Annotated in this window: 18 protein-coding genes, 1 tRNA gene and 1 pseudogene; 17 read left to right on the top strand and 3 right to left on the bottom strand. The window is 65.5% G+C overall.

Going from position 1 to position 18,434, the window contains the following annotated elements; genetic code table 11:
- Nucleotides 1-3: 3 nt before the first annotated feature.
- On the bottom strand, nucleotides 4-2,190 hold the full coding sequence (gene uvrB / locus ATO3_RS11135; RefSeq protein ID WP_088649943.1) for an excinuclease ABC subunit UvrB: 2,187 nt from the start codon (nucleotides 2,188-2,190) through the stop codon (nucleotides 4-6).
- A 423-nt stretch (nucleotides 2,191-2,613) separates the two neighbouring features.
- Between uvrB and ATO3_RS11130 the strand changes: the two genes are divergently transcribed.
- From ATO3_RS11130 to ATO3_RS11120, 3 genes are all read left to right on the top strand, one after another.
- Nucleotides 2,614-2,925 carry an ETC complex I subunit gene (locus ATO3_RS11130; RefSeq protein ID WP_088649942.1) on the top strand — a complete coding sequence of 104 codons (312 nt, stop codon included), beginning with the start codon at nucleotides 2,614-2,616 and terminating at the stop codon, nucleotides 2,923-2,925.
- A 135-nt stretch (nucleotides 2,926-3,060) separates the two neighbouring features.
- On the top strand, nucleotides 3,061-3,243 hold the full coding sequence (locus ATO3_RS11125) for a DNA gyrase inhibitor YacG (RefSeq protein WP_088649941.1): 183 nt from the start codon (nucleotides 3,061-3,063) through the stop codon (nucleotides 3,241-3,243).
- 80 nt (nucleotides 3,244-3,323) lie between these two features.
- Nucleotides 3,324-3,398: transfer RNA gene (locus ATO3_RS11120), tRNA-Phe, on the top strand.
- Between the two features lie 801 nt (nucleotides 3,399-4,199).
- Here ATO3_RS11120 and ATO3_RS28490 read toward each other — a convergent pair.
- Nucleotides 4,200-4,415 carry a hypothetical protein gene (locus ATO3_RS28490; RefSeq protein ID WP_143747263.1) on the bottom strand — a complete coding sequence of 72 codons (216 nt, stop codon included), beginning with the start codon at nucleotides 4,413-4,415 and terminating at the stop codon, nucleotides 4,200-4,202.
- 153 nt (nucleotides 4,416-4,568) lie between these two features.
- Between ATO3_RS28490 and ATO3_RS11115 the strand changes: the two genes are divergently transcribed.
- The 7 genes from ATO3_RS11115 (at nucleotide 4,569) to ATO3_RS11085 (ending at nucleotide 10,353) form a co-directional block, all read left to right on the top strand.
- Nucleotides 4,569-5,210, top strand: coding sequence for a response regulator transcription factor (locus ATO3_RS11115; RefSeq protein ID WP_088649940.1), 642 nt, complete (start codon nucleotides 4,569-4,571; stop codon nucleotides 5,208-5,210).
- A gap of 89 nt (nucleotides 5,211-5,299) precedes the next feature.
- Nucleotides 5,300-5,671 (top strand): response regulator transcription factor, encoded by a 372-nt coding sequence (locus ATO3_RS11110; protein WP_088649939.1) that lies wholly within the window; start codon nucleotides 5,300-5,302, stop codon nucleotides 5,669-5,671.
- A 22-nt stretch (nucleotides 5,672-5,693) separates the two neighbouring features.
- Complete coding sequence (locus ATO3_RS11105) at nucleotides 5,694-6,941, top strand: PAS domain-containing sensor histidine kinase (protein ID WP_088649938.1); 1,248 nt, start codon at nucleotides 5,694-5,696, stop codon at nucleotides 6,939-6,941.
- Nucleotides 6,942-7,038: 97 nt separating this feature from the next.
- Nucleotides 7,039-7,665: an isochorismatase family cysteine hydrolase gene (locus ATO3_RS11100; RefSeq protein WP_088649937.1), complete on the top strand. Its 627-nt coding sequence runs from the start codon at nucleotides 7,039-7,041 to the stop codon at nucleotides 7,663-7,665.
- Between the two features lie 15 nt (nucleotides 7,666-7,680).
- Entirely contained in the window at nucleotides 7,681-8,550 is an 870-nt protein-coding gene (locus tag ATO3_RS11095; RefSeq protein ID WP_088649936.1) for an alpha/beta fold hydrolase, read from the top strand.
- 11 nt (nucleotides 8,551-8,561) lie between these two features.
- Nucleotides 8,562-9,404 (top strand): alpha/beta fold hydrolase, encoded by an 843-nt coding sequence (locus ATO3_RS11090; RefSeq protein WP_088649935.1) that lies wholly within the window; start codon nucleotides 8,562-8,564, stop codon nucleotides 9,402-9,404.
- Nucleotides 9,405-9,501: 97 nt separating this feature from the next.
- Nucleotides 9,502-10,353, top strand: a complete 852-nt coding sequence (locus ATO3_RS11085) for an alpha/beta hydrolase (RefSeq protein ID WP_158217950.1) — start codon at nucleotides 9,502-9,504, stop codon at nucleotides 10,351-10,353.
- A gap of 234 nt (nucleotides 10,354-10,587) precedes the next feature.
- Here the strand turns inward: ATO3_RS11085 and ATO3_RS11080 are convergent, their stop codons facing one another.
- Nucleotides 10,588-11,511: a LysR family transcriptional regulator gene (locus ATO3_RS11080; protein WP_088649933.1), complete on the bottom strand. Its 924-nt coding sequence runs from the start codon at nucleotides 11,509-11,511 to the stop codon at nucleotides 10,588-10,590.
- Between the two features lie 115 nt (nucleotides 11,512-11,626).
- Here ATO3_RS11080 and ATO3_RS11075 point away from each other — a divergent pair, with 115 nt between their 5' ends.
- The 7 genes and pseudogenes from ATO3_RS11075 to ATO3_RS11045 form a co-directional block, all read left to right on the top strand.
- On the top strand, nucleotides 11,627-12,559 hold the full coding sequence (locus tag ATO3_RS11075) for a VOC family protein (RefSeq protein WP_088649932.1): 933 nt from the start codon (nucleotides 11,627-11,629) through the stop codon (nucleotides 12,557-12,559).
- A gap of 5 nt (nucleotides 12,560-12,564) precedes the next feature.
- Nucleotides 12,565-13,167 carry an alpha/beta hydrolase gene (locus ATO3_RS11070; protein ID WP_088649931.1) on the top strand — a complete coding sequence of 201 codons (603 nt, stop codon included), beginning with the start codon at nucleotides 12,565-12,567 and terminating at the stop codon, nucleotides 13,165-13,167.
- Between the two features lie 116 nt (nucleotides 13,168-13,283).
- A complete protein-coding gene (locus ATO3_RS11065; RefSeq protein ID WP_088649930.1) occupies nucleotides 13,284-13,976 on the top strand; it encodes a hydrolase in 693 nt (230 codons plus the stop codon).
- 57 nt (nucleotides 13,977-14,033) lie between these two features.
- Nucleotides 14,034-16,004 (top strand): amidohydrolase, encoded by a 1,971-nt coding sequence (locus ATO3_RS11060; protein ID WP_233152112.1) that lies wholly within the window; start codon nucleotides 14,034-14,036, stop codon nucleotides 16,002-16,004.
- Nucleotides 16,005-16,016: 12 nt separating this feature from the next.
- Nucleotides 16,017-16,316: a GNAT family N-acetyltransferase gene (locus tag ATO3_RS11055; protein WP_088649929.1), complete on the top strand. Its 300-nt coding sequence runs from the start codon at nucleotides 16,017-16,019 to the stop codon at nucleotides 16,314-16,316.
- Complete coding sequence (locus ATO3_RS11050; protein ID WP_088649928.1) at nucleotides 16,300-17,895, top strand: MFS transporter; 1,596 nt, start codon at nucleotides 16,300-16,302, stop codon at nucleotides 17,893-17,895. Before ATO3_RS11055 ends, ATO3_RS11050 begins: the two co-directional genes overlap by 17 nt.
- Before the next feature lie 63 nt (nucleotides 17,896-17,958).
- Nucleotides 17,959-18,434, top strand: a pseudogene (locus ATO3_RS11045) (alpha/beta hydrolase); the annotation flags it as partial.

Below are 18,434 nucleotides of genomic sequence, written 5' to 3'. Positions count from 1 at the left end.
GGGCTACCGCTTCCGCCGCTTCACATTCCCCCCACGCTGCCCCGGGCGCCCGGCCGTGCTGCGCCCCTTGCTCTTCACCGCGGCCTCGGAGGCCTTCTCCACCGCCTGCTGGCGCGCCAGCGGATCGTCGTGCACCGCGAGGTCCACCGCTTCCAGGCGCTTGACCTCGTCGCGCAGGCGGGCGGCTTCCTCGAATTCCAGGTTCTCGGCCGCTTTGCGCATGTCGTTGCGCAACCCGTCCAACACCGCCTGCATGTTGGAGCCCTGCAGCTTGGGGTCGATCGTCGCGGTGACGCGGGACATGTCGGTGTCGCCCTCGTAGAGCCCGGCCAGCACGTCGTCGATGTTCTTGCGGACCGTTTCGGGCGTGATCCCGTGTTCCTCGTTATAGGTCATCTGCTTGGCGCGGCGGCGGTCGGTTTCGCCCAGGGCGCGCTCCATCGAGCCGGTGATGCGGTCGGCATACATGATCACGCGGCCGTCGGCGTTCCGCGCGGCGCGGCCGATGGTCTGGATCAGCGAGGTTTCCGAGCGCAGGAAGCCTTCCTTGTCGGCGTCGAGGATCGCGACCAGCCCGCATTCGGGGATGTCGAGCCCCTCGCGCAAAAGGTTGATGCCGACCAGCACGTCGAAGGCGCCAAGGCGCAGATCGCGCAGGATCTCGATCCGTTCCAGCGTGTCGATGTCGGAATGCATGTAGCGGACCTTGATCCCCTGTTCATGCATGTATTCCGTCAGATCCTCGGCCATGCGCTTGGTTAGCACGGTGGCGAGCGTGCGATAGCCGGCCTGGGACACGCGGCGGACCTCGTCCAGCAGGTCGTCGACCTGCATCTCCACGGGCCGGATTTCGACCTGAGGATCCAGCAGCCCGGTGGGGCGGATGACCTGTTCGGTGAAGACGCCGCCGGCCTGCTCCAGCTCCCATGCCGCCGGGGTGGCGGAGACGAAGACGGATTGCGGGCGCATGGCATCCCATTCCTCGAACTTGAGGGGGCGGTTGTCCATGCAGGACGGCAGGCGGAAGCCGTGTTCGGCCAGCGTGAACTTGCGCCGGTAGTCGCCCCGGTACATGCCGCCGATCTGGGGCACGGAGACGTGGGATTCATCCGCGAAAACAATGGCATTGTCGGGGATGAACTCGAACAGGGTGGGGGGCGGTTCGCCGGGGGCGCGGCCCGTGAGGTAGCGGGAATAGTTCTCGATCCCGTTGCAGACGCCGGTGGCTTCCAGCATCTCGATGTCGAAATTGGTGCGCTGTTCCAGCCGCTGGGCTTCCAGCAGCTTGCCTTCGCCGACCAGCTGGTCGAGGCGCTGGCGCAGCTCTTTCTTGATGTTGATGACGGCCTGATTCATCGTGGGCTTCGGCGTCACGTAGTGGGAATTGGCGTAGACGCGGATGCGGTCGAAGGTGTCGGTCTTTTCGCCCGTCAGAGGGTCGAATTCGGTGATGGTTTCCAGCTCTTCGCCGAAGAAGGAGAGTTTCCAGGCGCGGTCTTCGAGGTGGGCGGGCCAGATTTCGAGGGAATCGCCACGCACCCGGAAGGAGCCGCGCGAAAAGCCGGCGTCGTTGCGGCGGTATTGCTGGGCGACGAGGTCGCGCATGACCTCGCGCTGGTCGTAAAGTCCGCCGGCCTTCAGGTCCTGGGTCATGGCGCCGTAGGTCTCGACCGAGCCGATGCCGTAGATGCAGGAGACGGAGGCGACGATGATCACGTCGTCGCGTTCAAGCAGGGCGCGGGTGGCCGAGTGGCGCATCCGGTCGATCTGCTCGTTGATCTGGCTTTCCTTCTCGATATAGGTGTCCGAGCGCGGGACGTAGGCCTCGGGCTGGTAATAATCGTAGTAGCTGACAAAGTATTCGACCGCGTTGTCGGGGAAGAAGCCCTTGAATTCGCCGTACAATTGCGCGGCCAGCGTCTTGTTCGGGGCAAGGATGATCGCCGGGCGCTGGGTCTCTTCGATGACCTTGGCCATGGTGAAGGTCTTGCCGGTGCCGGTCGCGCCCAGCAGGACCTGGTCGCGTTCGCCGGCATTCACGCCCGCGGTCAGCTCGGCAATGGCGGTGGGCTGGTCACCGGCGGGGGCGAAATCGGTCTGCATGCGGAATCGGATCCCGCCTTCAAGCTTGAGGCGGGCGCGCACGTCGTCGGCGGCGGCGTGCAGGATGGGGGCGTCGGTGTCGGGCATGGGGGCGACTCCTTTTGCCATAAGAATGGTCTGTTTTTGTTCCGGTGCAAGACCCTGACGGATGCTGACAGATGGGATGCCGATGCTGCTTTGCAGCGCAGCTCACACCAACGTGATACAAGGGGGTGCCCGGGGAGCTGTTGAAATAACGGGCATTTGCGACTTTCGTCCTGGCCAGAATGACACGCCACCTTTGCGGGATGCTGCGGAGTGCGGTAATCTTTCTGCACGTGCAAAGTCATGGATGCCGGTGGGGCGTGTCTCCTCTCCTCCCTCCTCCCGGTAAGCGTCTCACCGGCAGCCATGCATGTTCTCCCGTCTTCACAGGACTTTACCAGCGACGAAATCGTCCCTTGCCCGCGCCGGGCCGGTGGGACATATATCGCAGGACGCTTTCTTATGCCTCATCCAGGGAGCAAGCCCATGCGCGCACGCATCTTTCAGCCCGCCCGCACCGCCATGTCGTCCGGCACGGCCAAGACACGCGACTGGATTCTGGATTACGAACCGGCTTCGGCGCGCGAGATCGACCCGCTGATGGGCTGGACCTCGTCGACCGACACCCAGAAGCAGGTGCGCCTGCGGTTCTCGACCAAGGAAGAGGCGCTGGAATACGCGCGCGACAACGGCATCGACGCCGAGGTGTTCGAACCGCACAAGCGCAAGCCCAACATCCGTCCGCGCGGCTATGGCGAGAACTTTGCCACCGACCGGCGCGGTGCCTGGACCCACTGACAAGTCCACGACAGACGGTGATTGCGGCGCCGGGGCGGATGCTCCGGCGTTTTTGCATTTGGACGGGCGTTTGCCCGCTCTGGCAGGGCCTCGAGACCTCTGGCCAAGCCGGTGGTGAACTGGCAATCTTGGCCCATGACCTGTCCTATCTGCCAATCCGAAACCGACCGAAAGTACCGCCCGTTCTGTTCGCGCCGCTGCGCGGACCTGGACCTGGGGCGCTGGATGACGGGCAGCTACAGCCTGCCGATGGTCGAACAGGACGACGACCTGGAAGAGCTCCTGGAGGAGCCGACGCGGCGTTCTGATCTGCACTGAAAAAAGGTTCGAAATGCCTCTGGACACCCCCGTCCGATGCGCCTAGAACACCGCGACCCAGAGGCGAGCGCCTCTCCCGTGCCCGGGTAGCTCAGGGGTAGAGCAGTGGATTGAAAATCCTCGTGTCGGTGGTTCGATTCCGCCCCCGGGCACCATTTTAAGCAACTGAGATGTATAAGTTTTCTCGGAATGGGTTTCCGATGTGATAACTGGGAAAGTTCCTGGGGACGTGCTGGGGGCGCTCTTTCGCTTGCGTGGCCATCGGGATCGCCTTTGCCTTCCAATTCCTATCAAGGCGTCAGTGAGAGAAGAGAAACGACCGGCGCGGTAGAAGCCCGCGCTGAGCGATCCGGGCGGCAGTCGCCGGCACGAGGGAGTACAGGCGGTCCTGGGCCGGATCCGTTTCTGGGGCCGCACATGACCGCTCCCAGTCGATGCTGTTGAAAAGCTCCGGTCGACGATCGCGTTGACCCCCGCCCAAGACTGCGGCTTCGGTTGCCTGTCTTCTCTCAGCCGGCTGCCTGGGGGTGTATTGTCAAATTCCTTTAAGGCAATCTGACGGCCTAAACCAATCGATTGCGCAATTGCTCTTGGAATGGCCGGGCCGGATGCGGCTTATTTCAGAGTCTTCTATCGAATTCGCATCTGGATCATGACGGTAGGCAGGCAAATGCGACGCCGGCAATCTCAGATAGCCAGGGCTTCAAGTCCTCTTCCTTGGCCTCACGTTCCTGCACGAGATGCTTTGCCAGCCTCCAGCTCCCGAACGAGCTCTCGATGATCGGTACGCTGGCCGAGAGGGCGATTCCGCGTGCCAGAGCGCTCTTTGAATGGCCCCGTGTATCGTGGACGCCTTCTTCGCCATTTTGAGACAAGGAAGCCATGATGAGTAGCAGGTTCAGCGATGAGTTCAAGCAGGACGCGGTCGCGCAGATCACCGAGCGGGGGCTACACGGTCAGGTAAGTGACGGCGCGCCTGGGATGACCTCGCCTATGCCGTTGTTGCGCCGCCTCATGGGCGGTTGCAGTCCGAAACGTCTTGATGCTGCGATCATCACGAATGTCCGCTTCTCAAGCCGCGGCCAAAATCCGTCGAAACAAAAGTCAGCCAGTTTGAGAACAAACTTTGCCAAATCGACACTGATATTCTTTTCTTTCAGCATGGCGTCCATTCAGGGTCGTGGTCTTCAACGACAGCCATGCTGGCAAGGCGAGATGCTGTCTGGGGAGGGCGGCAACCATCCCATCCGCAACTCTCGGCCAACCCTGGATTTCCTCTCGTTATTTCTGTTGCCGCGAATCCGGAATTGTCAAAAGACTGGCCCATGACATCCTTGCCGCTGGTTCACGTTCTGGACGACGATGCCTCGATGCGCCTTGCCGTATCGACCCTTTTGCGGTCCGTCGGGCTCGGGGTGGCGACCCATGGCTCGGTGCAGGACTTCCTCGACAGCGACCGTCCGGATGTCGAAGGCTGCCTCGTGCTCGACGTCCGGTTGCCGGGCATCAGTGGGCTCGACTTTCAAGGCCAGCTCGCCTCACACGGGCTTCACTTGCCTGTCGTCCTGATGACCGGGCATGGCGACATCCCCATGACGGTACAAGGCATGAAGGCGGGTGCCGTGGATTTCCTGTCCAAGCCCTTCCGCGACCAGGACATGATCGACGCCGTTTCGACAGCGATCGAGCGCGACAAGGCACAACGGGCACAGCGCCAGCAGTCGAATGATACCTTCGCCCGCTATGCCACGCTTTCGCCACGCGAACAGCAGGTGATGGCACTGGTCACGACGGGACTGCTGAACAAGCAGGTCGCGGGCGAACTGGGCATCAGCGAGATCACGGTCAAAATCCACCGCGGCGCGGCCATGCGCAAGATGGGGGCCCGCACGCTGCCCGAACTGGTGCGGATGGCCGATGCGCTGGGTCTCGCGTGGCGCGACCAGGGGCCTGGCGTGAACCGATGAGTAACACCCATGTATGATATTCAACCGGCCCGATATGTCGGATAAGCCTTGCAACAGGTCCAAGCGGCCCGCCCGCTGGAAAAGGAACCATGGTGTCTGCAACTTCTCTGATCGCCATCGTGGACGACGACACCTCGTTCCGCACCGCCCTGGAAAGCTTTGCCCGGTCGCTTGGCTACCGGGCGCGGGGCTTTGCCTCGGCCGAGGATTTCCTGGGCTCGGATGCGGTGCGGGATGCGGATTGTATCGTCTCGGACATCCACATGTCGGGCATGAGCGGGATAGACCTGAAGCACAGGCTCGACGCCCAGGGCAGCACCACGGCGGTCATCCTGGTGACCGGCCATACCGAGCCCGGCACCTGGAAACAGGCGCGCGCCTGCCACCCGCATTGCTTTCTGCTCAAGCCCTTCGATCCGCAGCAGATGACCGAATGCCTGGCCGCCGCCACCGGCGCCTGACCGCGCCCGCCGGAGCGGTGGCATGAGCCTTGCGGAGAACCCCGAAGAGGCGCTGCGCAAGAGCGAACACCGCTACCGCAACCTGTTCCAGGCCATGGCCGCCTCGTTCTGGGAGCTCGATTTCTTTCCCGTAGGCGACATGCTCTACCGGTTGAAGAAGTCCGGGCTGGCCGGGGATTTCGGCGCCTATTTCGCCGAACATCCGGAATTCGTCCGCGACATGATGCGCGCGACCCGGGTGATCGACGTCAACGACCAGACCGTGGCGTTGTTCGGGCGGGGCGACAAACAGGAGCTGCTGAGCAGCGTCGAACCGTTCTGGCCCGAATCCAGCACCCATGTCTTTGCTGCCTCGGTGGTGGCCGGTGTCGGCGGCGCGCCGAACTTTTCGACCGAAACCGTCCTGCGGCGGATCGACGGGCGAGAATTCCCCGCGCTTTTCACCGTCTGCTTCCCCGAGGACACGATGAACAAGGGCACTCAGCTTATCGGCGTGATTGACCTCTCTGACCGGGTTGCCGCGCAGGAGGCGCTGGCCCGGATGCAGGCCGAGATGGCCCATGCCGCCCGCGTGTCGCTGCTGGGCGAGCTGGCCGCCACCATCGCGCACGAGGTCAACCAGCCGCTTGGTGCCATCGCCGCCAATGCCGCCGCCGGCCAGCGCTGGCTGGCGCGCGACGTGCCCGACCTGGACGAGGTCCGCGCCATCACCGGCCGGATCGCCGAAGATGCCCAACGCGCCGCAGGCATCATCGCGCGGGTGCGCGCCATGGCCTCGGGGGCGGCGCCCGAGGCCGTGCTGGTCCCGGTCAACGAGGTGGTCGAGGACGCCGCCACCTTCCTGCGCCACGAGATCCGCCAGTCGGGCACGCGGCTGAAACTGGCGCTGGCGCCAGACCTGCCAACCGTCCGCGCCGACCGGATCCAGCTGCAGCAGGTGCTGGTGAACCTTGCACTGAATGCGCTGCAGGCCATGGCCGGGCGCGAGGCGCCGGTGCTGACCCTGCGCACCTCTGGTGATGGGGACAAGGTGGTGCTGACCGTCGAGGACAACGGCCCCGGCATCGCCGCGGATCACCTGCCGAAACTTTTCGAGAGCTTCTTCACCACCCGCGCCAATGGCATGGGACTTGGCCTGGCAATTGCGCGCAGCATCATCGCCCAGCTCGACGGCACGATCGCGGCCACCAACCGTACTTCGGGCGGCGCGCGCTTCACCATCGTGCTGCCGGTGCATGTCTCCGGCACCCCGGATCATACCAAGGTGTGAACGCAGCACCCGCCCGTACAATTTCGCAAATGCTGACCCTGGGTCATCCTGATCTCCAGAAGCGCCGCTCCGAGGCGCCGGACAGGGAGACGACAGGATGGACACCACCCCCCGGATCTACAGGCCCGAACGCACTGCGTTGGTGTTTCTCGATCCCTACAACGACTTCCTGGCCGAAGACGGCAAGCTCTGGCCGCGGTTGGCCGAGGTGGCCGAAGCCACCGACCTGCGCGCCAACCTGAAGGCGGTTCTGGCCGCGGTCCGCGCCACAGGCATCCCGGTGGTCATCGCGCCGCACCACCGCAGCCGGCCCGGCGACTTCGAGGGCTGGGACCATCCGACCCCCTACCAGCTTGGCGCCGCGCAGATGAAGATCTTCGAGCAGGGCTCGCATGGCGGGGAATGGCATCCGGATTTCGCGCCCCGCGCCGGCGACATCGTGGCGTCCGAACACTGGACCGCCAGCGGCTTTGCCGGCACCGATCTCGACTACCGGCTCAAGCAGATCGGCGCCACGCATCTGATCTTTGTCGGCCTCATCGCCAATACCTGCGTCGAGGGCACCGCCCGCGCCGCCACCGATCTGGGCTACCACGTCACGTTGGTGCGCGACGCCACCGCCGCCTTTTCGCCCGAGGCGATGCACGCGGCCCACGAGATCAACGCCCCGAGTTACGCCCACGCGGTGCTGACCAGTACCGACCTCATCACCCAACTCGCCTGATCCAAGGAGGACAGAATGGACCAGATCGTCACTCACACCGCCGCGACCGTGCCGACGCAATTCGTCGAGACGGGCGGCCGACGCCTTGCCTATCGCCGCATCGGCTCCGGCCCCGAGCTGGTGCTTGCCCTGCGGTTCCGCGGCGTGCTCGACAGCTGGGATCCGGCATTTCTCGACGCACTTGCCCGCGATTTCACCGTGACCACGTTCGAGTATTCCGGGCTCGGCCAGTCGACCGGCACGCCGTCTTACATCCGGACCGACATGGCCCGCGATATCCTCGATCTTGCCGATGCGCTGGGGCTGGAACGGTTCGCCCTGGGCGGCTGGTCGATCGGCGGGTTCGGCGTGCAGGTCTTTACCGCCCAGCACCCGGAGCGGGTCAGCCACCTGATCCTGATCGGCACCGCCCCTCCGGGCCCGCAGCAACACGGGATCCACCAGGTCTTCTTCGATCACGCGCTGAAACCCGACTACGATCTCGCCGACGAGGCGGTGCTGTTCTTCGAACCGGACTCGCCCGCCAGCACCGCCGCCGCGAAGGCCTCGCACGACCGCATCGCCGCACGCACCGCCGATGTGAGTCCCCCGATCCCGCCCGAGACCTTCCTCGCGATGCTGGAGGCCTCGAGCACGCCCGACGCCGCATTCTCCGACCCCGAGGACCGCTACGGCGCCTTCTTCCGCAAGGGCGGTCTGCCGGTGCTCGTCATCTCCGGGGATCACGAGATCGTCTTCCCGGTCGAGAACTGGCACGCGCTTAACCGCGTCTGGCCCGACCTGCACATCCTCACGATCCCGCAGGCCGGACACGGTCCCCAGCACCAGCAGCCCGAACTGATCGCCGGGCTGATCGCGGGCTTCACCCGTACCACCCCCCTCTGAGGAGAGATCCCATGCCCTTCATCACCACCGCCGACGGAACGCAGATCTTCTACAAGGACCAGGGCTCTGGCCAGCCGGTCCTCTTCTCCCACGGCTGGCCGCTCTCGGCCGATGCCTGGGACGCGCAGATGGTGTTCCTCGGCCGCCAAGGCTACCGCGTGATCGCCCATGACCGGCGCAGCCACGGACGGTCCTCCCAGACCTGGGAGGGCAACCACATGGATCAATACGCCGACGACCTGGCCGAGCTGATCGAGACGCTGGACCTGCACGACCTGATCCTGGTCGGCCATTCCACGGGCGGCGGCGAGATCACCCATTACATGGGCCGCCACGGCACCGCCCGCGTCGCCAAGGCGGTACTGCTCGGCGCCGTGCCGCCGCTGATGCTGAAGACCGAGGCCAATCCCGGTGGCCTGCCGATCGAGGTCTTCGACGGCATCCGCAAGGGCACCTACGACGACCGCTCGCAGTTCTACATGGACCTGACGATGCCGTTCTACGGCTACAACCGCCCCGGTGTCGCGATCTCCGAAGGCGTGCGCCACGGGTTCTGGCTGCAGGGGATGATGGGCGGTCTCAAGGGTCAGCTCGACTGCATCGCCGAGTTCTCCGAGGTCGATTACACCGAGGATCTGAAGAAGATCCACATCCCCGTGCTCGTCGCCCATGGCGATGACGACCAGATCGTGCCGATCGGCGCCTCGGCCCTGAAATCGGCCGAGATCCTGAGCAATGCCACGCTCAAGATCTATCCCGGCGGTGACCACGGCTATGCCCAGACCCACCAGGACGCGTTCAACGCCGACCTACTGGCCTTCATCCGGGATCAGGCGGCCGAAGCGGCGGCCTGATACCCGGCGGCCGCCTTCCCCCGGCCGCCCGGGCGGCGCGCATGTCCCGGTGCGCCGCCCCACCTCTCCGAAACCTCCAACAGGAAAGGCCCCTCCGATGACCCATCATCTGCCCCATACCTACCTCGAGGACCGTCACCGCCAGCCAGACGGGACCCGCATCTTCTATCGCGCCTGGCGCCCCACTGCCGCTCTGCGCGCGACGGTCGTGATCTGCCCCGGCTTCAACTCCCACGGCGGCCAGTACATCGAGACCGCCGAGAGCCTCGTGGCCCAGGGCTTCCAGGTCTATGCGCTCGACCTGCGCGGGCGCGGACGCTCCGACGGGCCGCGCTTCCGGGTCGGTGACATCGCGGCCTATGTCGAGGACGTCGACGCGGTGGTCGGGATCGCCCGGGCCCGCGATCCCGGCCTGCCGGTCTTCTTGCTTGGCCACAGTGCCGGCGGCGTGGTGTCCGCCACCTATGCGCTCGACCATGGTGAGAAGCTCGCCGGGCTGATCTGTGAAAGCTTCGCCTTTCGCGTGCCCGCACCGAAGGTCGCGCTGGCTGTCATCAAGGGCATCGCCCGGATCTTCCCTGGCCTACCGGCGGTGAAGCTGAAGAACCGCGATTTCACCCGCGATCCCGAACGGCTCGATCGCCTGAACGCGGACATGATGATCCTGAACGAAACCCAGCCCGCGATCACCGTTGCCGCCATGGTCCGCGCCAACGAACGGCTCGAACGGGACTTCGTCCGGTTCACCCTCCCGGTGCTGATCCTGCACGGCACCGCCGACAGGGCGACCCTGCCAGCGGGCAGTGAATTCTTCGCCCGGAATGCCGGTGCCTCCGACACGACGCTGAAGCTCTACGACGGCCACTACCACGACCTGCTGGCCGATCTCGGCCGCGAGATCGTCCTGCAGGACATTTTCACCTGGATCGACAGCCGCCTTCCACGTTGATCGCCCTCCAAAGGAGACCTGCCAATGCGACGGACACAGCGACTGCACTTCGCGTCCGCCCGCCTTCTCGGCGCCACCATACTGATCGCCTTGCTGGTCCAGCCCCCTTCGGCTCGGACCGGGGCGACAAAGCCCAGCGTCCTGTCCACCGGCGGCCACCATAGCGGCAACGGCCGCTTAAAGCCTCGGGATCTTCTTCAAACATGCGACGATCCCCGATCGCCCGCCTTGGGCCTATTGGCCGGGGACCGCGCCGAAATCGAAGCCGTCGAGATCCCGGATATAGGCTTCGAAGAAATCGGTGAAGGTCTCCACCAGCGGCGGCAGCTTTTCGTAGGGCGGATAATAGAGCATCAGGTTCAGCGGCGCGATCTGCCAGTCCGGCAGCACCACCTCCAGCGTCCCCGCCTCCAGCCCGTTGCGCACCAGAAGATCCGGCAGGTTCACGATCCCGTTGCCCGAAAGGGCCAGGGCGTAAAGGAATTCACCGTTGTTCGATGCCACCTCGGTGCCGGCCCGCACGGTGCGCCCAAGCCCGCCCCTGGTGAAGGCCCAGTTTTCCGCCGCGCCCTTCGACCCGTACGACAGGCAATATTCGGGCAACAGGTCGTCGGGGGTGTTGGGGCGCGCCATGCGCTCGAACAGGGAAGGCGCGGCCACGACACGCCGGGGCATATGGCAGATCCGGCGCCAGATCGTCGACTTGTCCTGCGGCGGATCGGAAATGCGGATCGCCAGGTCGCAGGTGCCTTCCAGGATGTCGACCAGCGTGTCCGTCAGCTGCAGATTGATCGCGATATGCGGGTAGGCAAGGCGGAAGCTTGCCACCAGCCCCGGCATCAGCCGCATCCCGAAGGACATCGGGGCATTGATCGTCAGGCGGCCCCTGTCTGGCCGCGTGGTGCGTGTGACCTCTTCGGTGACGCGGTCGAAGTCTTCCAGAACCGGGCGGTAGCGGGCGGCGACCATCGCCCCCACGCCGGTCAGCGACACATGCCGGGTCGTGCGCAGCAGCAGCTGCTGGCCAAGATCCTCTTCAAGCTGGGCGATGATGCGGGTGATCGAAGCGGGGGTCATCCGCAGGCTACGGGCGGCGCCGGCAAAGCTGCCCTGTTCGACGACGGCAAGGAAGACGCGGATGGGTTTGATGCTTTGCATCGCCAATCATTGTTATCATCATTCGCAATAGTAAATGAAAAACAGTTTCTATTTATGAAACTTATTGACGGGCCTACCTTGACTTCAACACGGACACACTGAGTGAGGACAAGAAATGATCAAGGACATCAAGGGCCTGCACCATGTCACCTCGATGGCGGCGGACGCGGCCGAGAACAACCAGTTCTTCACCCGGACGCTCGGCCTGCGCCGGGTCAAGAAGACCGTCAACTTCGACGCTCCCGAGGTCTATCACCTCTATTACGGGGACGAGATCGGCACCCCCGGTTCGGTGATGACCTATTTCCCCTTCGGCCGGATGCCGCAGGGCAAGCGGGGCACCGGCGAGGTCGGCGTGACCGAATTCGCCGTGCCCGAGGGCGCCCTGGACTTCTGGAAGGAACGGCTGGCGGACAGCGGCGTATCCGGCCTCACGGAAAACAGTTTCCTGGGCGAGAAACGCCTGGAATTCGACGGCCCGGACGGGGACGGGTTTGCCCTGGTCGAAAGCGCAGATCGCGGCCGCACCGCCTGGACGGGCGCCGACGTCCCCGAGGAGGCCGGCATCCTGGGCTTTCACGGCGCACGGATGCGGCTGCGCGACAGTGCCGCCACCGCCGAGCTGCTGACCTTCATGGGCTACAGCAAGGATGAGACCGACGGCGATGTGACCCGCTACCGGATCGAGGGCGGCAACGCGGCCGATACCATCGACCTCGAAACCGTCGCGGGCGGCAAGGCCGCTTCACAGGGCGCCGGTTCGGTCCACCACATCGCCTTCGCGGTCGAGGATCGCGCGGCCCAGCTTCGGGTCCGCGAGGCGCTTGTCGATACGGGCTACCAGGTCACGCCGGTGATCGACCGCGACTACTTCTGGGCGATCTATTTCCGGACTCCGGGCGGCGTGCTGTTCGAGATTGCCACGAACGAGCCGGGCTTCGACCGGGACGAAGACACGGCGCACCTTGGTCAGGCCCTGAAACTGCCGACCCGCTACGAACCCTATCGCGACCAGATCGAACCCCTTCTTCCCGCCATCGAAGCGTGAGAGCCATGGCCACCAATGCAACCTATCACGCCCGAATACGGGCTCCCGAAGCAGGGGCCCCTCTCATCTTTGCTTTTCACGGCACGGGCGGGGACGAGAACCAGTTCTTCGACCTGGCAAGGCAGCTCCATCCCGGAGCGGGCATCGTCTCGCCCCGGGGGGATGTAAGCGAAGGCGGCGCGGCGCGGTTCTTCCGCCGCACCGGGGAAGGCGTCTACGACATGGACGACCTTGCCCTGCGGACGCAGCGGATGGCCACCTTCATCGCAGAGGAGGCCGCCAGGCATGCCGGCGCCCCGGTCTACGGCTTCGGCTATTCCAACGGCGCCAACATCCTCGCCTCGGTGATGATGGCGAAGCCGCAGCTCTTCGAGAGGGTCGGCCTGCTGCACCCGCTGATCCCATGGGAGCCTGCGCCGGTCGACCTGACCGGGCGGCGGGTTCTGATCACCGCCGGGCGCCGTGATCCGATCTGCCCCTGGCCGCTGAGCGACCGGCTGATCCGCTGGGCGGCAGCGCAGGGCGCAGAGCTGAACACGGAGATCCACGACGGCGGTCACGAGCTGCGGCAAGGCGAGCTGCAGGCGCTGCAGGCACTGCTGACCTGACCGACGAGGGGGCGCTGGCCTTTATCGAGGGCTGACCCCCGCTTGCGGAGCGGCTGGTCCGCCCCGTGTTTCCCTGACTGTCGCCTAACCCCTCTCTCAATCCAAGGACTCTTCCCATGTCGAAACTTGACCTGCTCACCCCGCTCAACAGCCAGTTGATTTTCGTTGACCATCAGCCCCAGATGGCCTTCGGCGTCCAGTCGATCGACCGCCAGACGCTGAAGAACAACGTCGTTGCCCTCGCCAAGTCGGCGAAGATCTTCGACGTGCCGACCACGATCACCACCGTGGAAACAGATGCCTTCTCGGGCCACACTTTCCCCGAACTTCTGGATGTCTTTCCCGAGGCGCCGCTGCTGGAGCGCAGCTCCATGAACTCGTGGGACGACCAGAAGGTGCGCGATGCCCTGCTTGCCAACGCGGCGAATGGCGCCACCAAGGTCGTGGTATCGGGGCTTTGGACAGAGGTCTGCAACTGCACCTTCGCGCTGTCGTGCATGAATGACACGGACCTTGAGATCTACATGGTGTCCGACGCCTCGGGCGGCACCACGAAGGAAGCGCATGACCAGGCCATGGCCCGCATGGTGCAGGTGGGCGTGGTGCCGGTGACCTGGCAGCAGGTGCTGCTGGAATGGCAGCGCGACTGGGCCCGCCGCGACACCTATGACGCGGTGATGGACCTGGTGCGCGAACATTCCGGCGCCTACGGCATGGGCGTCGATTACGCCTACACGATGGTCCACAAGGCGCCGCACCGGTCGAACCACAAGGGTGAACGTCACGCGCCTGTGCCGGCTGCCGTCTGATGCCCTGCGCCCGGCCGGGTCGAGCCGGCCGGGCGCAGTCCTTCAGGGAGAGTATCCATGTCCACCGACCGCCGCACCTTGCTGGCCGGGCTCGGGTCCACCACGGCCCTTGGCCTTGGCCTTGTCCTTCCGCGCCTGACCCGGGCGCAACAGGAGACCGACGTCATGAGCAATACCACGACCATTCTCAGGAACGGCAGGATCACCACCCTTGATCCCGACACGCCCGAGGCAGAGGCCCTCGCGATCCGCGACGGCCTGATCGTCGCCGTCGGATCCGAGGCCGACGTCATGCGCCTGTCCGAGGGCGCGCAGATCATCGACCTTGGCGGCCGCCGGGTGATCCCGGGGCTGAACGACAGCCATACCCACGTGATTCGCGGCGGGCTCAACTACAATATGGAGCTGCGCTGGGAGAACGTGCCCTCGGTCGCCGACGCGCTGGCCATGCTGCGGCGGCAGGCGGCAAACACGCCCGCGCCGCAATGGGTCCGGGTGATCGGCGGCTGGTCGGAATTTCAGTTCGCCGAACGCCGGATGCCCACGCTGGACGAAATCAACGAGGCCGCGCCCGACACGCCGGTCTTCGTCCTGCACCTCTATGCGCGGGCGATGCTGAACCGGGCCGCCCTGCGGGTCATGGGCATCGGGCGCGACACGCCCAACCCGCCCGGCGGCGAGATAGAGCGGGACGCGCGCGGCAATCCGACGGGCATGCTGATCGCGCGCCCCTCGGCTTTGATCCTCTATTCCACGCTGGGTCAGGGGCCGAAGCTGCCGCGTGAGGACCAGGTGAATTCCACCCGCCACTTCATGCGAGAGCTGAACCGCCTTGGCGTCACCTCGGTGATCGACGCGGGCGGCGGCGGCCAGAACTATCCGGAGGATTACGATGTCGTGCAGGAGCTGCACGAAAAGGACCAGCTGAGCTTGCGCATCGCCTACAACCTCTTTGCCCAGACACCGGGCGAAGAGTTAAATGACTATGAACGCTGGATCGCCATGACCGAACCGGGCGCGGGCGATGGCTGGCTGCGAATGAACGGCGCAGGCGAGAATCTGGCCTGGTCCGCGGCAGATTTCGAGAACTTCCTCGAACCGCGCCCCGAGCCCGGCCCCGTCATGGAGGCGGAGCTGGAGCGCATCGTCGCGCTGCTGGCCGACAACGACTGGCCATTCCGCATCCACGCCACCTATGACGAGACGATCGACCGGTTCCTGACGGTGTTCGAACGGGTGACCGGCGGCGCGCCTTTCCGTACACGCTTCATCATCGACCACGCCGAAACCGTCAGCCCCCGCAACATCGAGCGGATCAAGGCGCTTGGCGGCGGCATTGCCACACAGCACCGGATGGCCTTCCAGGGCGAGTATTTCGTTGCGCGCTACGGCGCGGATGCCGCACAGGCAACCCCGCCGATCCGCGAGATGCTGAAGACCGGCCTGCCGGTCGGCGGTGGCACCGATGCGACGCGGGTGGCCAGCTACGACCCCTGGGTGGCCATGCACTGGCTGACCACCGGGCGCACCGTCGGCGGCCTGCCGCTTTACGGGGACGACGCCCTGCTGACCCGTGAAGAGGCTTTGGCGATCTGGACCACCGGGTCGGCCTGGTTTTCAGGCGAGCAGGAGGTCAAGGGGCGGCTTTCACCCGGCATGTACGCAGACCTTGCGGTGCTGTCCGATGATTTCATGACCGTGCCGGACGACCGCATCCGCGGCATCCGCGCGGTGATGACCATCGTCGGCGGACGGATCGTGCATGGCAGCGACACGTTTGCCGGGCACGCTCCGCCGCTGCCACCGGCAAGCCCCTCCTGGTCGCCGGTTGCGGCCTTTGCCAGCCCCGCCGACCGCGCCGCACCGCTGGCCCCCGCCGCCCTGGACATGCGTGCCTGCCATGACGGCTGCGCCTCGGGCTGCGACCTGCATGGACACGCCCATGGCATCGCCTGGGCCTCCCCGATCCCCGTGCAGGACAAGGGGGCGTTCTGGGGCGCTCTCGGCTGTTCCTGCTTTGCGCTCTGAAGGAGACGCCAGATGACCGAACCGCACATCTCCTACACCGAGACCGACACCAAGGCGCGCTATGTCGCCACCGTGCCCGGCGTCGAGGGCGAGGGAGAGCTGACGATCTCCAAGGTCTCGCCAGAGCTGATCATCGCCGATCACACCGCCGTGCCTGACAGCATGCGCGGCATGGGCATCGCAAAGGCCCTTGCCCTGAAGCTCATGGCGGATGTCAGGGCACGCGGACAGCGCATCGTTCCGCTGTGCCCCTTCGTGCGCGGCTATGCCATGCGCCACCCCGAGGAGACGGCCGATGTCATCCAGTGGTAGCCAGCCCGAGGCAAGCGCGTGGTCCCCGTTCACTCAGCGCGCTTTCGCACTTCTCTGGACGGCGACGCTGATCTCGAACATCGGCACGTGGATGCATGACGTTGGGGCGGGCTGGCTGATGACCACGCTCGACCCCAGCCCGGCGGTGGTGACACTGGTGCAGGCGGCAACGACGCTGCCGGTCTTCTGCTTCGCGCTTCTGGCCGGGGCGCTGGCGGACCGTCTGGACAAGCGGCGGATGCTGCTTGCGATCAACATCTGTCTTCTGGGGGTGGTCAGCGTCCTGACCCTGCTGGTCTGGGCCGGGGCGATGACGCCGGTGCTGCTGATCCTCTTCACACTGACGATCGGTACGGGCGCGGCTTTCGTTGCGCCCGCCTGGCAGGCGATCGTCCCGCTGCTGGTGCCGCGCGCGCAGCTGAAACCGGCGATCGCGCTGAATTCCATGGGCATCAACATCGCCCGCGCGATCGGCCCGGCCGTGGCGGGCGCACTGATCGCCACCGTGGGTCTTGCCGCGCCCTTCGCGCTCAATGCCGCCAGCTTCCTCGTGATCATCGGTGCGCTGCTGCTCTGGCGCCCCGAACCTGTCACCCGACCGCGTCACACAGGCTCGCTCCTTTCCGAGATGCGCACCGGCCTGCGCCATGTGCGCCACAATCAGCCGATGCGGGCAACGGCGGTGCGGGCGATGGCCTTCTTTGTCTTTGCCTCTGCCTACTGGTCGCTGCTGCCGCTGATCGCGCGCAGTGTCGAGGGTGGCGGTTCCACGCTCTACGGCCTGCTCATGGGTCTGATCGGGGCGGGGGCCGTCACGGGGGCGCTGCTGTTGCCGCGCCTGCAGGCGGTGGCCTCGCTGGATGCCACGGTACGGATCGGCACGGGCGGCACGGCGCTGGCGCTGCTCCTGATGGCGGTGGCGCAGGGACCCCTGGCATTGCTGCCGGCGGCTTTCCTGGGGGGCATGGCCTGGATCGCGGTGCTGACCTCCTTCAACGTCTCAGCGCAGACGGCGCTGCCGAACTGGATCCGGGCGCGGGGGCTGTCGGTCTTCCTGATGGTCTTCTTCGGATCGATGGCTCTCGGGTCGATCCTCTGGGGGCAGATTGCCTCTTACACATCGGTTCCGGTGGCTCTGCTGATCGCAACGGGCGGGCTCGGGCTGGGCCTTCTTGTGACCAGGGGCCTGACGGTCGGGCTTGCCGAGGGGCTTGATCTTGCCCCTGCTGCCCTCTGGCCCGAAGCGCCGGTGCCCGCCGAGGGGCAGGCCGATGATCAGCCGGCGATGGTCATGGTGGAATACCGCATTTCTCACGAAGATCGCGCGGCCTTCGTCAAGCGTATGCGGGCCGTGTCGAAGGAGCGGATGCGGAACGGTGCCACCCGATGGTACGTGCATCAGAGCGTCGAGGACCCCGGCCTGTGGCTCGAGACGTTCCACCTGCCCAGCTGGGCCGAGCACCTGGAACAGCACGCGCGCGTCAGCGTATCCGACATGGACCTGCACCGGGGCCTGCGGGAGCTGCACGAGGGGCCGGACGCGCCTGTCGTCCGACACTTCATCGGACCACGGCGGTAGCCGACATGCAGACAGCCGAGAATGCCGCATCGCCGACTACAACACCACCCAGAGGCGCTGCTTATGCAGTCCGAGCAAATGCGGAGCCTTCAGGGGTCCGCCGGGAAGCTGCTGAACAGACTGCCGGACGATTTGTCGGCGACCGGTGCCGCAGATACCGAGGAACTGCTGGACGAAGCCCTTGGCGAGGTGGCCAAGGGGATGGAGGAGCCAGCAATCCTCGCGATGATCCAGTCCTATGCCGCATCGGTCGGCCAAGCCCAGAACAAGGAGGATATCGAAGCCTTCGTGTCGGCGAACTTTCCGCAGACCGAGTTGCCGCGACTGCTTGCGCTGGTATCGGCCATGTCCGACGCCGATGTTGCAGCCTTCTACGAGCGCGCGGTCATCGACGCGGCGCGCCTGACGTCCATCGCCCGGATGCAGATGTCACTGGGGATCATCGCCTGCCAGGAAGACTTCCCGTTCAACTCGCCAGAAGGATTCGATGCGGTCTCTGAGCTACTCCCCATCTCTTGGACAAGATCTGGCGTAAATTA

The organism is Marinibacterium profundimaris (assembly GCF_002210095.1).
Lineage (GTDB): Bacteria > Pseudomonadota > Alphaproteobacteria > Rhodobacterales > Rhodobacteraceae > Marinibacterium > Marinibacterium profundimaris.
Note: the sequence above shows the minus strand (reverse complement) of the source record. Positions and strands in the feature narration are given on the sequence as shown.